This is a genomic window from Photobacterium aquimaris (genome assembly GCF_002954455.1).
Lineage (GTDB): Bacteria > Pseudomonadota > Gammaproteobacteria > Enterobacterales > Vibrionaceae > Photobacterium > Photobacterium aquimaris.
The window spans coordinates 2,458,386-2,473,005 of sequence record NZ_MSCC01000001.1 but is presented as its reverse complement, the minus strand read 5'-3'; the positions used below and the strand labels follow the sequence as shown (position 1 = coordinate 2,473,005).

Here is a 14,620-nt window from a genome sequence, read left to right as displayed (position 1 = left end):
AATGCAAATTCGATTACGTAAACGTTTAGGTGATCTGTTGGTGGATGAGCACATCATTGAACAGCAGCAGTTGGATCAAGCCCTGAATCAACAACAAATCACCGGGCGTAAGCTCGGTGATACCTTAATTGGAATGGGATTTCTGAGTGAACAACAATTGTTGCAATTTTTAGCGCAGCAATTAGATATTCCGTTGGTCGATTTGACTCGAATTGTGGTTGATAGTGAGGTGGTGAGTTTACTGTCAGAGGTTCACGCACGCCGTTTACGCGCTTTAGTGATCAGCCGTCGTGGTGAGGTAGTACGAGTTGCGATGAGTGATCCCGCCGATCTGGCGATGCAAGAAGCGCTGCTTAACCAATTACAGAACTATCAAGTTGAGTTTGTGATTGCACCAGAACGACAGTTGATCACCGCTTTTGATCGTTACTATCGTCGCACCAAAGAAATTGCCTCGTTTGCTGAACAACTCAACGCAGAGCATCAAAGTCAACAGCATTATGGGTTTGGGTTTGATGATCAAGATAATGATGAAATGACAGTGGTAAAGCTGATCAATTCATTGTTTGAAGATGCGTTACAAGTTGGTGCCTCAGATATTCATATTGAACCGGATGAAAATGTGCTGCGTATACGGCAGCGTATTGACGGTGTTTTGCATGAAACCTTATTGAATGAAAGCAGTGTTGCATCAGCATTGGTTCTACGACTTAAGCTCATGAGCGGGCTTGATATTTCAGAAAAACGTTTACCACAAGATGGACGTTTTAATATCAAAGTACGCGAGCATTCAGTTGATATTCGATTATCGACAATGCCAGTCCAATATGGTGAATCGGTGGTAATGCGACTATTGGATCAATCCGCAGGTATTCTCGATCTCGATCATATTGGTATGCCAGCTGATCTTTTAGTACGTATTCGACGCCAATTAAAGCGCCCTCATGGCATGATTTTAGTTACCGGACCTACAGGATCGGGTAAAACCACGACCCTATATGGTGCGCTTAACGAACTTAATGTAGCGGGTAAAAAATTAATTACCGCAGAAGATCCGGTTGAATATCGCTTACCGCGAGTGAATCAGGTTCAAGTAAATAATAAAATAGGGCTAACGTTTTCATCGATTTTACGGACTTTTTTACGTCAAGATCCCGATGTGATTTTAGTCGGTGAAATGCGTGATCAAGAAACGGTTGAAATTGGATTACGGGCGGCATTGACTGGCCATTTAGTACTCTCAACATTGCATACCAATAATGCGATAGATAGTGCCTTACGTATGATTGATATGCAGGCACCTGGCTATCTGGTTGCTAGCGCCGTAAGGGCTGTATTAGCACAGCGGTTAGTACGCCGAGTATGCCGCGATTGTTCTCAAGTTGCAGTATTAGAAGATGAACAGCAACTGTGGCTACGATCGCGTAATTTTAGTGATGATCATCGTGCACTTAAGTTCGGGCAGGGCTGCCAAAGCTGTAATTTTACTGGTTATAAAGGTCGTATCGGGGTGTTTGAGTTATTAGAAATTGATCAACCGATGATGGATGCCTTGCGTAATAATAATGCGGTACTGTTTAGCCAAATAGCTCGCGCCAGTGATGGCTATAAGCCATTGGTTGAGTCGGCAATGGCGATGGCATTGGCGGGAGTAACCAGTTTAGATGAAGTGATGTTGTTAGCCGAAGGTGATTTTAATGATTGTCGAATTGGGTTGCCTGTAAATGAAACACTTTAGTTATCGTGGTCGTAATACGCAAGGTAAGATTTTGCGCGGTAAACTCGACGCTGTTACTCAATCAGTGGCTGCCGATCAATTGCTACGCCAAGGTGTTATTCCGTTAGAGATCACACCGACAACGAACAATAAGTACTCATCATTTTCGCTGAATGATTTATGGCAGCGTCAGTTACCACTTGAAGTCTTAGTGATTTTTTGTCGTCAATTATACAGCTTAACTAAAGCTGGCGTACCATTGTTACGGGCTTTTAAAGGTTTAGAACAAAGCACCAATCACCCATTATTACGCTTAACTTTAGCTGAGGTAGCAGCGGAGTTAACTAATGGATATTCGTTATCGTCTGCAATGAAGCAACATCCACGAGTTTTTTCTGATTTGTTTGTGTCGATGATCCATATTGGTGAAAATACTGGTCGCTTGGATCAGACTTTGTTGCAGTTAGCTAATTATTATCAACAAGAAATGGATACTCGGCGTCAAATAAAATCAGCTATGCGCTATCCAATGTTTGTGATGGTGGCGATTGGATTGGCACTGGTGGTGTTAAATACGCAAGTCATTCCACAGTTTGCTGGTATGTTTGCGCGTTTTGGAGTCGATTTACCGTGGCCAACCAAAGTGTTGATTAGTACTTCTAACGTGTTTGTTAATTATTGGCCGCTAATGATTATTTTGGGGGGGGCAACATGGGGAGGTATTCGTCTGTGGCGCAATACAGTTACAGGTCAGCAGCGGTGGGATCTGTGGCGACTACGAGTACCGATTGTTGGCAGTATTGTTAATCGTGCGTTGATGGCACGTTTTTCACGTACTTTTGCATTAATGGTACGAGCGGGATTACCACTCAATCAAGCCTTAAAAATGGCCGCTGAAGCATTAGATAATCGTTTTTTAGAGCAGCGGTTATTGGACATGAAATTGGGGATTGAAAGTGGTTCAAGTATTGCCTCCACTGCGGCAAAGACGGAAATTTTCACACCGTTAGTGTTACAGATGATCGCAGTCGGTGAAGAAACGGGTCAAATTGATGATTTGTTATTAGAAGCGGCCGATTTTTACGAGCGCGAAGTTGATTATGATCTCACCACTCTCACTGCGCGTATTGAGCCACTATTATTATTAGTGGTATCGGCAATGGTGTTATTACTGGCGCTGGGTATTTTCTTACCGATGTGGGGAATGCTGGACGTCGCTAATGGTGGCTGATATTTATAAAACATAGTGTCTTCATGTTATTTTTTAATTGACTAAAATATTAATTTACTACTAATCATTATATTAACTATTTAATTGATGGTTAATGTTAAATATAACATCTCTGTTATTCCAAAATGGAATTTAAATAATATTAATAGGTATTTTACTGTAAGTTTTCTATTTTAAATTAAATAGTTACAAAAAAATGCTGGCAATATTTTGACAAGGTGAGAAAATATTCAGATAGATTTTTGACAGTTTATTTTGTTAGGAATAACTATTGTCAACCCAACATAAGAGCTGGTCATTTATTGAATTAATTATTGTGATGGCCATGATTAGTTTATTAATCGCCTTCGCGTTACCACGACTGATTAATATTATTCAGCAAGCTAAACAAGCCGCTATTGTAACTATTAGTGGTAATTTTTCGACGGCGGTTATTTCTGCGCGAATGCAATGGGAAGCCGACAGTCGTCCTCAAATAGCTAATGATAATAATATTGTTAATTATGATGGTAGTGTTTTTAAATTAACGTCAACCACAATCAAGCAGTCAGCATTGATTGGTTATCCGTTTGCATTGTTAACCAGTAAGACCGCTAACGTTAGTCAAATAACGGCTCAAGATTGTGTTGATTTAATCAGCCATTTATTACAGCCCGCACCGTTAGCAACAGTGATTAGCGCTGATGCTGCCGTGGGAAAATATAGTTTTTTCGCCACCGTTGAACGTCAATATGGCTATCAACAGTGTCGTTATTATCAGCTAGCAACTGTTAGCAATTATCGCTTCGATGCAATCAATGTTATTGCCGGGCATTCATTTACTTACATACCGACTCAAGGTCGAGTTGAAGTGAATTTACATCAAACAAAGGACTAGTTATGAAACGTCAAAACGGTTTTACATTAATTGAATTGGTAGTGGTGATTGTAATTCTAGGCATTTTAGCCGTTACTGCCGCACCAAAGTTTTTGAACTTACAAGACGATGCACGTGCGTCATCACTGCAAGGCCTAAAAGGTGCGATTGATGGTGCAGCAGGGATCACTTACGGTAAGGCAGCGATTCAGGGTGTTGAGAGTGTATCTACAGCCGCTACTACTTTTGATAATATCGAGATTATTTATGGTTACCCAACAGCAACTTCGGCCGGTATTGGTGCTGCAATGACTGGCTTTAGTGATTGGCAGGTTGTTACAGGTACAGGTACTGATGCAGGTGAAAATAAAACAATAAAATTAACGTTTAAGAATAGTAAGGCAGACACTGATGAGTGTCTAGTTACGTATACATCAGCAGTTAATGCTAATACGCCAGCAAAAGCAGAGGTTACTTCTGGTGTTGGCTGTAACCCTTCATCTAGCAACTAATATTTAGCGCTCTGCGGAGCGCTATTTAATGATGTTATTTTTATTTGAAATAGCATCATTAAATACTATTTAGCAAAGGTTAACGCTGTGGCGCGACAACAAGGGTTCACCTTAATTGAACTGGTGATGGTGATCATTGTATTAGCCATTATTTCCGTTACGGCTGCCAGTCGTTATGCGTCTAAATCAAGTTTTAGCGCTGAGCTAATCCGCGATCAAGCGATCTCAATCGCTCGTCAAATTCAAATTAGTGCTATGCAACAGCAACAGTTAGCCTGCGCCTCTTTGACCATCACTGAATCGTTATTTGGTTGTGCTACTCAGCAAACTGCTGCCAATTATCTTACGACCACTAACGATCAGGTTACGATCACCCCCCACTATTTTATTAACTTTAATTTACTTGGGCAGCCACTCAATGCTCAAGGTGAGCGTCAGTGTATGACCGGGTGCGAGATCACCTTTACAGCGAGTAATAATAACCAGGTGCAAATGTGTATTAATCAACAAGGCTATATTCATAGCGGAGCTTGTTTATGAACCGCAGAAGTCATCAAACGCAAGCAGGATTTACGCTGATTGAAATGATCATTAGCTTGGTTATTTTTGCGATGGCAATGGTGGTGTTAAGCCGGTTTTTATTTCCGCAAATTGCGCTGTCAGCTGAGCCGCATTATCAAGCCCGTGCCGCGGCGTTAGCTAATGCGATGATGAATGAAATTTTAGCACGTAAATTTGATGCTAACAGTGATGATAATGGTGAGCAGATCCGTTGTGATGACACTCAAGATTTGCAAGGGGGGGCGATTGATAACCCTTGTGCGATAACCCTTGTTGCCAACACAATACAGCAGCAACTTACCACGGTTGATGATTATATTGGCTGTTGGCAGGGCAAGAGTGCACATTGTCAAGACGGCAATGGTCGCCCTTTAAGTAATGCGCTGGGAAATTCAATTGCTGCTGACTACAGCCATTTTTCGGTGACTGTGGCTATTTTTTACGATAACAATCTCACTAATAATTCTAATCCTACTACAGCTGTAACCCCACATAATTATAAGCGGATTAATATGGTGGTTGATAGTGGCCGCTATGGTCGTTACTCGCTCAGTGCATATCGAGGCAACTACTAATGCAGTCACGGCGCGCGCAAGGATTTACCTTGATCGAGTTGATCATGGCGATGGTAGTGATGGCGATTATTACTATTGGTATTGGCCGTTTTGTTAGTCTGGGAACTGAGGGCTATTTACAAACTCGCGATCGCGAACAATTACAATCTCAAGCGCGATTTGCGGTTGAACGAGTCGCGCGTGAGCTGCGAAATGCGGTACCCAATAGCCTTGAAATTATCAATAATGGTCAATGTTTATCGTTTAAGCCGATTCAATATGGTGGCGATTATATAAATCAAAGCTTGAGCAATATTACAGCGATCATTGGCTTTGTAGCGCAGACTGCTGCGCCTATTTTTCAACCTCATATGCAGTTAGTGATTAACCCACAAAAACTTCAAGATTTTGAACTTAACAATCATCAAGTGGCAACTGTCACTGCTATTAATATAGGCACTGAAACTAATCAATGGCTATTTGAGCTTGATGGCCAGCATCGCTTTGATAGCGGTTCATCAGCACAGCGTTTTTATACCTATACCCACAGTGTTAAATTTTGCATTGAAGATAATGGCCTGACTCGTACCACAATCGATAATGCAGGCACTCAATCACAACCGGTATTACTTGGCCAATATTTAGATAGCAGTTTGTCGATGTTTACTGTTGATAATGCCGCCCTTGCTCGTAATGCATTAGTTGCATGGCAATTTACTTTTACTCGCAATGGTGAATTGAGCCGTTATAACCATACCGTACAGGTGATGAATGCGCCGTAATTATTCTCGCTCCTTACTCAACCAAACAGGCAGTGCTTTATTAGTGGTTATTTTTATTATTACCGTAATGGCGATGATGGCCGCTGCGATGATCAAAATTAATACCTCACAAACAGTAATCACCACTCAAGAGATACTTGGTACTCGTGCGTGGTTTGCCGCTCATAGTGGGATTGAAATTAGCCTCAATAAATTATTTCCGATTGGGGATCCTAATCAGATGCTTACTTGCGATGTGATTCCCAAGCAGATCCCGCTGGTGGATTTTGATGGTTGTGAGGTCAGCGTGGAATGTAATGAGTTTGCAGATGATAGTGCGAAGGCTACACGACGGATCCAACTGCGTAGTACCGGGCGTTGTGGCAGTGGTCAATATCAAGTGGCTCGACAGCAACAAGTGTGGGTTAAGGGGTTAGCAGAATGATATCTTTTTTAAAAACAACCATGAGGTTATGGTCTATTTTGCTAGTGGTGTTTGCTATTAATGCCATGGCAGAGACTGATATTAATCATCCTCACACGTTAATATCTTCATCAACTAAAAGCCAGACTCAAAATTTTTGTGAATATTTTCCGCAATTGGCACAATCACATTCAAAAGTGAAATTAGATGGTCAATTAATAAGGATGGGGTTTCAATATCCCTATTTTAAATCTAACAATAATAAAAAATACCAATTAGGTTTTAATCACTTTATTGATCGAGGTGGTGATAAAGATAAATCGTGCCAAAATAATACCGAACAAAAATGGGCCTGTGACATAAATTCAGCATTGATTGTGAAGCCTAAAAAAATGCCAGTCATGCCAACGTATGATATTCCAGAGGAGGGTTTTACCTGCCAAGGGCTGGAGCAATATAAAGATAAATGTATTGAATATTACGGCAATAATATTTTATTTTTAACTAAAGGGGATTATTTAAAGGTTGAATTAGGAGCAAACACTAATACTCAATTACAAGGTGGTATCTATAAAATAAAGAGTTTATTAGTTAGAAAAGGTGCAAATATTACTGTTGCGACAGGGAAGCAAGCGATTATTTATGTTGAAGAGGCTGAATTTAGCGGCAAAATAAATAAAGATGGGTTACCTGATAATCTTTATATCTTTGGTACTAATAACGATGCGGGTTCTGTTGTCTCTGAGTCTCATATGGAGGCATCTATTCGTCTGTCAACCACGGTTGAAATGAGTGCTTATTTATATTCAGCCGGTAATATTAAGATTTCAGCAAATTATGGTGAAGGTATTGCTATTACTGATCGACCTAAAACATTACGCGGCGCGGTAACAGCACGTAATTTACGGATTGATACCGACAGTAATATTTGGGGAGGGGGATCTTGTGTGCAAGAGAAAGAATATGATTTGGTTGTTACCCCGAAAAAAGCACAGATATTAAGTTGTGATCGTGTACCGATAACGTTTAATGTCCATCAAAAAAATAATCCCCAGCTAGACACGACATATAATGGCAATCTTGTCGTATCGACGAGTTTAAGTCAGCCCGCTCTTGCTTATTGGTTTACGTCTCAAAATAGCAATACCAACCCTAGTGATGCCTCACAACCTATTAATGTCAGAGTAACCAATGGTGTGGGTAAGCTATGGCTTAAAAGTGATAATTATATTGGTAATATTGATATTAAAGCTGTATTGCAAAGCAGCAATCATCAACCGGCAACAGCCACTGGTCAATATACAGTTGTTCCTTTTAAATTCTTGATCAGTAGTGATCCTTTAAAGGTAATAGCCAATAAACCTCATGATATTACTGTTACGGCAATGGCTTGTTCTGACGATATAAATACTCATACTATTGCTACGGGTTACAGTGGTACTAGAACATTATCATTGAAAACTCAATTTATAGCTCCCTCTACTCAAGGTAATAGTAAGGTTGAATTACGTTCGCTGCCGCAACGATCTTGGTCAATGGATGAGGTTCAGTTGGTCTTTGAAAAGGGGGTTGCAAAGGGGAAATTAAGGTATTCAGATGCAGGTAAAGTTATGCTGAATATCATCGATCGTGATTGTAATAGTGATCAAGGCTGTGACATTGGATCACCATTAAGATTTCAAGCTGATGATTGGACTCAATTAGATGGTTCGGTGGTGATTCAATCGCGTCCATGGACTTTTGCGATCTGCCCTCAAGCTAACGATAGTTTTACAGGAACTGCGAGTCGTGGTAATGGGCTTGTTGCTGCAGGAGATGCTTTTGTTATGCGGGCTAAGCCTCTGCAATGGCAACCGGGCGATAAGGTAAATAATTCTATTGATGTTAGTGATGATAAATATTGCCAGCGATCGATTACGCCGAACTTCTTTGCTCAAGCTGCGCCCGTTGCTACGGTGACGGCAAAGATTGCAGGTATTCACTCACCAGAGAATGGTGAACAAGGGAAATTAAGCGGTACGGTATCACAGCAGAACACAGAATTTCATGATGATGCGGTGCTATTTAATGATCTGCGTTGGAGTGAGGTTGGCAGTGTAAAGTTGGCAATGACTGCTGATAGTTATCTCGGTATGACGATAAATCCAAGCCAGCGCGCCATTGGGCGCTTCTATCCTAAAAAGTTTGAACTTATCAAAAGTGACATTATCAATGCTCATACTGAATCAACACCGTTCACTTATATGGATCAAACATTTACTGCTAATGCGATAATTGAAGCGCAAAATGCGGCTGGTGAAGCAACGCTGAATTACGGTAAATTTGCCCCTCAGTTAAAAGAGAGTTTACTATTAACCGCAGTCGATCTTAATCAAAATAGACAATTAAATGATGTTAGTGCACGGCTTGATCAATCCAATTTAAGCAGTGGATGGCAGCATCAATGGCAGCAAGCACAGCTTACTATCAAGGATGGCGAACTGGCATTTACACGGCTACCAAAACCAAATAATCAATTAGCTACAACGACAACTACCGCTGATGGTCCATTTAAGATTGGCTTAGGCTTGTCAGTGATCCCGCGAACAGATTGTTCAGCGTTAGGTTGTACAGATTTTGCAAATAAGACTCAGGTCTTGCAACGCTATAATCAGCTCCAATTGTTAACAGCGTCTCTAGATGGTAACGTTGATAGCCGTTATGGACGGATGGTGCTAGAGGATGCAAGTGGTGTGTTTAATCAACCGCTGACGATGCCATTAAAAGTTGAGTACTGGAAGAATGGTCAATTTATTCTTAATGAAGATGACAGTACTTCTTTATTTAATAGTGAATTATCATGCAAACAGATGATCTATGATGTCTCAAAACCACATGATAAAGCTCATTTCATGTCAACCAGCGGTAATATCAATGACGGTAAAAGTTATGCGTTACAGGTATCGCCTGGAGTGGCAGAAAATGGCCCATATTTAAAACAGCAATGGCGATTTTGGTTGAGAATAGCGGCTCAGCCAGCGGGTAATATCGATTGTTCTGTAAATCAAACGACTCATCAGCCATGGTTGACATTTAACTGGCGTGGTGTTGGTGATGAGGATCCATCAGGGTTGGTGACCTTTGGTAGTTATCGAGGTAATGATCGCATTATTTATCGTTCGGAAACGGCCTTAATCAACCCATAGCACAAATAAATTGCGTGTCTAGGCGCGGTTTCGCGATCCATATCTTGTTTCACTTGGTAGCACTTGATACATTGAGCGCAATTTACGATTTTTTAACGCTTGCAGGAATAGCTGAAGACTATGTTTAAGAAGCTTCGTGGCATGTTTTCCAATGACTTGTCTATTGACTTGGGCACAGCCAACACCCTTATTTATGTCAAAGGACAAGGAATTGTTCTTGATGAACCCTCTGTTGTGGCTATTCGTCAAGATCGCGCGGGGGCAACCAAAAGTGTTGCTGCAGTAGGCCATGATGCCAAATTGATGCTTGGCCGTACGCCAGGTAATATTGCCGCCATTCGTCCAATGAAAGACGGTGTTATTGCCGATTTTTACGTTACTGAAAAAATGCTACAGCACTTTATTAAACAAGTGCATGACAATAGCTTTTTACGCCCAAGCCCACGTGTATTAGTGGCTGTACCTTGCGGTTCGACTCAAGTTGAGCGCCGTGCTATTCGTGAGTCAGCGCAAGGTGCTGGTGCGCGTGAAGTGTATTTGATTGATGAGCCAATGGCGGCTGCAATCGGTGCTGGAATGCCAGTATCTGAAGCGACAGGTTCAATGGTGATCGATATCGGTGGTGGTACGACTGAAGTTGCGGTTATTTCATTAAACGGTGTGGTGTACTCATCATCAGTACGCATCGGTGGTGATCGCTTTGATGAAGCGATTATTAACTATGTACGCCGTAATTACGGTAGTTTGATTGGTGAAGCAACGGCTGAGCGTATTAAGCATGAAATTGGCTCGGCATATCCGGGTGATGAAGTGCGTGAAATTGAAGTTCGTGGGCGTAACCTTGCAGAAGGTGTTCCACGTAGCTTTACGCTAAACTCAAATGAGATTTTAGAAGCATTACAAGAGCCGTTAACGGGGATTGTGTCTGCAGTAATGGTTGCACTTGAGCAATGTCCACCTGAACTAGCTTCTGATATTTCAGAGCGTGGTATGGTATTAACCGGTGGTGGTGCATTATTGCGTGATCTTGATCGTTTGCTTACTGAAGAAACGGGTATTCCGGTTGTTGTGGCTGAAGATCCACTAACGTGTGTGGCACGTGGCGGTGGTAAAGCGCTTGAAATGATTGATATGCATGGTGGCGATCTCTTCAGCGAAGAATAATACCATCATAGGTGTTTAACTAAACAGGTTATAGCGTTATATGAAACCTATATTTAGCAGAGGTCCATCTCTGCAATTACGCCTGTTTCTTGCTATATTATTATCGGCTAGCTTAATGCTAGCCGATAGTCGTCTTGGTGCTTTTGCCAATATTCGTTATTTATTGAATTCGGCGGTTGCGCCACTGCAATACGCTGCTAATTTACCGCGTGAAATGTTAGATGTCCTACGAGGGCAATTCAGTTCTCACCAACGATTATTGACAGAGAACAAAGCATTAAAACGTGATTTGTTAGTCATGAAAAGTAATGTGTTATTACTTGATCAATTACAGCAAGAAAACCAGCGTTTAAGAAGTTTACTCGGTTCTCCATTTGTTCGCGACGAGCGTAAAATGGTGGCAGAAGTGATGGCGGTTGATTCTGATCCTTATAGTTATCAAGTGATGATTAATAAAGGCCGTATTGATGGCGTTTATGAAGGTCAGCCAGTCATTAACGATAAAGGTATTGTCGGTCAGGTTTCTTATGTTGGAGCGCATAACAGTCGCGTATTATTATTAATCGATCCTACTAATGCGATTCCAGTACAAGTTGTTCGTAATGATATTCGAGTTATTGCCACTGGTGGTGGTCGTGATCAGCAAATATTGTTAGAACATGTACCAAGTAGCACTGACATAAAGAAAGGCGATTTACTGGTAAGTTCAGGTTTAGGTGGCCGTTATCCAGAAGGTTATCCCGTGGCGCGAGTAACATCGTTCTCATTTGATAATAAGCGTCCATTTGCAAAAATTACTGCCAAAGCAACGGTACAATTTGATCGTTTGCGGTATCTATTATTAGTGTGGCCAACAGATCGCGTTAAAACCAACGCTCAGCCAATGGTTAACAAGGCAGGTCCAGCAACGGTTGTTGAAGCTGTCGCGCCAGCAGCAGTAACCACAGCGGCTCCTGTGGTGCCAGTACCAGAAAAGGTAAATCATGCCAACCAATAAAGCACATGGTCGAATCTGGATTTGGTTATCATTTTTATTTGCGTTAGTGCTGCAAGCAGTGCCATGGCCAGGAGAGCTTGAACCTTTTCGACCATCATGGGTTGTATTAGTGACTTGCTATTGGGTATTAGCATTGCCTCATCGAGTCAATGTTGGTACTGCGCTAGTTGTGGGCTTATTGTGGGATTTAACCTTAGGCTCAACGCTGGGTGTACGTGGCTTAATGTTGTCAGTGATCGCTTATATTATTGCGCTCAACTTTAGAGTATTACGTAATTTATCGCTCTGGCAGCAAGCTATCGTGATAGCATTATTATCAGTGGCAGCTAAATTAATTGAGTTTTGGGCTGAATATTTAGTTTCAAATATTAGTTTTTATCCGCAACAGCTGTGGGCTGCATTATTAAACTTTATATTATGGCCATGGCTATTTTTATTATTGCGCCGCATTCGACGTAAATTAGCGATTCGTTAGTGACGATGAATATTATAGGGGGAAGCCAGTCGGTGTTCCCCTTTGTTCTTTTGGCGTAATAATTCCCACATCATTTTATAAACTTTTTTTAAATTACCTATTATTTAACACAGGATAATTATGGCCGCTATTCAACTTTACCTTGCTTCTGGTTCGCCGCGTCGAATGGAGCTTTTGACGCAACTTGGTTATCACTTTGAGCGTATAGTGGTTGATGTTGAAGAGTGCCATCAAGCTCAAGAAACTGCCGCGCAATATGTGCAACGCTTGTCACGTGATAAAGCATTAGCGGGCGTAAAAGCAGCAGCTAACGACATTCCAGTCCTTGGTGCTGATACTATTGTTGTGGTAGATCAACAAATTCTAGAAAAACCAGTCGATTTTGACGATTCAGCGCGTATGCTGAGGTTATTATCAGGACGGCAGCATCAAGTGATGACTGCAGTCACTTTAGCGACATCATCACATAGTCAAACCTGTTTAGTAACCACCCAGGTGTGGTTTAACACTTTGTCCGATAACGATATTAAAAAATACTGGCAAAGTGGTGAACCGCAAGATAAGGCCGGAAGTTATGGCATTCAAGGCATTGGTGGCAAATTTATTACCCGTATTGACGGCAGTTATTATGCTGTGATGGGGTTACCATTAGTGGAAACCGACATCATGGTGCAAGATTTTTTAAAGTTATAAGTAGAGGCAACCATGGGCACTGAGCTGCTAATAAATGTGACGCCGAGTGAAACGCGTGTCGCAATGATTGAGGGGGGTGTTTTGCAAGAGATTCACATTGAACGTGAATCAAAGCGAGGCATCGTCGGCAATATTTATAAAGGACGTGTTAGCCGCGTGTTACCAGGAATGCAGGCTGCATTTGTGGATATTGGCTTAGACAAAGCTGCATTTCTACATGCGTCAGATATTGTTCCCCATACAGAATGTGTAGCTGAAAACGAAAAAAAACAATTTAAAGTTCGTGATATTTCCGAGCTTGTTCGTCAGGGACAAGATATTGTGGTGCAAGTGGTTAAAGATCCTCTTGGCACTAAAGGTGCGCGTTTAACCACTGATATCACATTGCCATCACGCTATTTAGTGTTTATGCCAGGAGCAAGTCACGTTGGTGTTTCTCAGCGAATTGGCTGTGAAAAAGAACGTGAGCGTTTGAAAAAAGCGGTAGCGCAGCATTGTGATCATCTTGGTGGTTTTATTATTCGTACTGCCGCTGAAGGCACCGATCCTGATGAAGTCGCTCAAGATGCGGCATTTTTAAAACATTTATGGCGTAAGGTCATCGAGCGTCGTGCGAAATACAAGCCACGATCAATGCTTTATGGTGAGCTAGGATTGGCGCAGCGTATTTTACGTGATTTTGTTGGCACTGAAATTAACCACATTCAGGTCGATTCACGAGTTGCGTTTGATAAGCTTAAAGAGTTTACGGATGAGTTCGTACCTGAAGTTACCGAAAATATTGAATATTATTCTGGTGATCAGCCTATTTTTGATCTTTATGATACTGAAGCTGAAATTCAACGCTCGCTTGATCGTAAAGTGGAAATGAAATCTGGCGGCTATTTAATTATTGATCAAACCGAAGCCATGACTACTATCGATATTAATACTGGCGCCTTTGTTGGCCGTCGTAATCTCGATGAAACTATTTTTAATACCAATATTGAAGCCACTAAAGCTATTGCTCGTCAATTACGATTACGTAATCTTGGCGGTATTATCATTATCGACTTTATTGATATGGCGTTGGAAGAGCATCAACGCCGAGTCTTACAGGCGTTAGAACAAGCCTTATCGTTTGATCGAGTGAAAACCAATATCAATGGCTTTACTCAGTTAGGCTTAGTTGAAATGACTCGCAAACGCACCCGCGAAAGTATTGAGCATGTGTTATGTAATACTTGCCCATCTTGCGAAGGTCGCGGTACGGTTAAAACGGTTGAAAGCGTGTGTTATGAACTTTTACGAGAAATTACTCGCGTAAACCGTGCTTATGATGCCGATCGATTTGTAGTTTATGTATCTTCAGCCGTCGGTGATGCATTAGCCGGTGATGAATATCATGCGCTAGCAGAGTTAGAAGTATTTATCGGTAAGCAAGTAAAAATCAAACCAGAACCTCTTTATACTCAAGAGCAGTTTGATGTTGTTATGATGTAATGTACTCA

General features: G+C 41.4%; 14 protein-coding genes. All 14 read left to right on the top strand.

Going from position 1 to position 14,620, the window contains the following annotated elements; translation table 11 throughout:
- The first annotated feature begins 1 nt into the window (after position 1).
- Positions 2–1,738 (top strand): GspE/PulE family protein, encoded by a 1,737-nt coding sequence (locus tag BTN98_RS10945; RefSeq protein WP_060998343.1) that lies wholly within the window; start codon positions 2–4, stop codon positions 1,736–1,738.
- Positions 1,725–2,948, top strand: a complete 1,224-nt coding sequence (locus BTN98_RS10940) for a type II secretion system F family protein (protein WP_060998342.1) — start codon at positions 1,725–1,727, stop codon at positions 2,946–2,948. Before BTN98_RS10945 ends, BTN98_RS10940 begins: the two co-directional genes overlap by 14 nt.
- A gap of 271 nt (positions 2,949–3,219) precedes the next feature.
- Entirely contained in the window at positions 3,220–3,825 is a 606-nt protein-coding gene (locus tag BTN98_RS10935; protein WP_231730696.1) for a type II secretion system protein, read from the top strand.
- A gap of 2 nt (positions 3,826–3,827) precedes the next feature.
- The gene (locus BTN98_RS10930) at positions 3,828–4,316 is read left to right on the top strand and encodes a prepilin-type N-terminal cleavage/methylation domain-containing protein (RefSeq protein WP_060998341.1); all 489 of its coding nucleotides are present in this window, start codon (positions 3,828–3,830) and stop codon (positions 4,314–4,316) included.
- A gap of 87 nt (positions 4,317–4,403) precedes the next feature.
- Entirely contained in the window at positions 4,404–4,856 is a 453-nt protein-coding gene (locus BTN98_RS10925) for a type II secretion system protein (RefSeq protein WP_060998340.1), read from the top strand.
- On the top strand, positions 4,853–5,452 hold the full coding sequence (locus BTN98_RS10920; RefSeq protein WP_065189935.1) for a prepilin-type N-terminal cleavage/methylation domain-containing protein: 600 nt from the start codon (positions 4,853–4,855) through the stop codon (positions 5,450–5,452). Before BTN98_RS10925 ends, BTN98_RS10920 begins: the two co-directional genes overlap by 4 nt.
- Positions 5,452–6,213: a PilW family protein gene (locus BTN98_RS10915; protein WP_060998339.1), complete on the top strand. Its 762-nt coding sequence runs from the start codon at positions 5,452–5,454 to the stop codon at positions 6,211–6,213. Before BTN98_RS10920 ends, BTN98_RS10915 begins: the two co-directional genes overlap by 1 nt.
- Positions 6,203–6,637, top strand: coding sequence for a hypothetical protein (locus BTN98_RS10910; RefSeq protein WP_060998338.1), 435 nt, complete (start codon positions 6,203–6,205; stop codon positions 6,635–6,637). The genes BTN98_RS10915 and BTN98_RS10910 overlap by 11 nt, the downstream gene beginning before the upstream one ends.
- Positions 6,634–9,801, top strand: a complete 3,168-nt coding sequence (locus BTN98_RS10905; RefSeq protein WP_060998337.1) for a DUF6701 domain-containing protein — start codon at positions 6,634–6,636, stop codon at positions 9,799–9,801. Before BTN98_RS10910 ends, BTN98_RS10905 begins: the two co-directional genes overlap by 4 nt.
- A 120-nt stretch (positions 9,802–9,921) precedes the next feature.
- Entirely contained in the window at positions 9,922–10,965 is a 1,044-nt protein-coding gene (gene mreB, locus BTN98_RS10900) for a rod shape-determining protein MreB (RefSeq protein ID WP_036793121.1), read from the top strand.
- A 40-nt stretch (positions 10,966–11,005) separates the two neighbouring features.
- Positions 11,006–11,962, top strand: a complete 957-nt coding sequence (gene mreC, locus BTN98_RS10895; protein WP_060998336.1) for a rod shape-determining protein MreC — start codon at positions 11,006–11,008, stop codon at positions 11,960–11,962.
- A complete protein-coding gene (mreD, locus tag BTN98_RS10890; protein ID WP_060998335.1) occupies positions 11,949–12,437 on the top strand; it encodes a rod shape-determining protein MreD in 489 nt (162 codons plus the stop codon). The genes mreC and mreD overlap by 14 nt, the downstream gene beginning before the upstream one ends.
- 120 nt (positions 12,438–12,557) lie before the next feature.
- Positions 12,558–13,130 (top strand): Maf family protein, encoded by a 573-nt coding sequence (locus BTN98_RS10885; protein WP_060998334.1) that lies wholly within the window; start codon positions 12,558–12,560, stop codon positions 13,128–13,130.
- 12 nt (positions 13,131–13,142) lie between these two features.
- A complete protein-coding gene (rng, locus tag BTN98_RS10880) occupies positions 13,143–14,612 on the top strand; it encodes a ribonuclease G (protein ID WP_060998333.1) in 1,470 nt (489 codons plus the stop codon).
- Positions 14,613–14,620 lie beyond the last annotated feature (8 nt).

Bases quoted from the DNA above. Each gene is read 5' to 3' on its own strand.
- BTN98_RS10945 (WP_060998343.1), top strand. From the start codon at position 2: ATGCAAATTCGATTACGTAAACGTTTAGGTGATCTGTTGGTGGATGAG.
- BTN98_RS10940 (WP_060998342.1), top strand. From the start codon at position 1,725: ATGAAACACTTTAGTTATCGTGGTCGTAATACGCAAGGTAAGATTTTG.
- BTN98_RS10930 (WP_060998341.1), top strand. From the start codon at position 3,828: ATGAAACGTCAAAACGGTTTTACATTAATTGAATTGGTAGTGGTGATT.
- BTN98_RS10920 (WP_065189935.1), top strand. From the start codon at position 4,853: ATGAACCGCAGAAGTCATCAAACGCAAGCAGGATTTACGCTGATTGAA.
- BTN98_RS10915 (WP_060998339.1), top strand. From the start codon at position 5,452: ATGCAGTCACGGCGCGCGCAAGGATTTACCTTGATCGAGTTGATCATG.
- BTN98_RS10910 (WP_060998338.1), top strand. From the start codon at position 6,203: ATGCGCCGTAATTATTCTCGCTCCTTACTCAACCAAACAGGCAGTGCT.
- BTN98_RS10905 (WP_060998337.1), top strand. From the start codon at position 6,634: ATGATATCTTTTTTAAAAACAACCATGAGGTTATGGTCTATTTTGCTA.
- mreB (WP_036793121.1), top strand. From the start codon at position 9,922: ATGTTTAAGAAGCTTCGTGGCATGTTTTCCAATGACTTGTCTATTGAC.
- mreC (WP_060998336.1), top strand. From the start codon at position 11,006: ATGAAACCTATATTTAGCAGAGGTCCATCTCTGCAATTACGCCTGTTT.
- mreD (WP_060998335.1), top strand. From the start codon at position 11,949: ATGCCAACCAATAAAGCACATGGTCGAATCTGGATTTGGTTATCATTT.
- BTN98_RS10885 (WP_060998334.1), top strand. From the start codon at position 12,558: ATGGCCGCTATTCAACTTTACCTTGCTTCTGGTTCGCCGCGTCGAATG.
- rng (WP_060998333.1), top strand. From the start codon at position 13,143: ATGGGCACTGAGCTGCTAATAAATGTGACGCCGAGTGAAACGCGTGTC.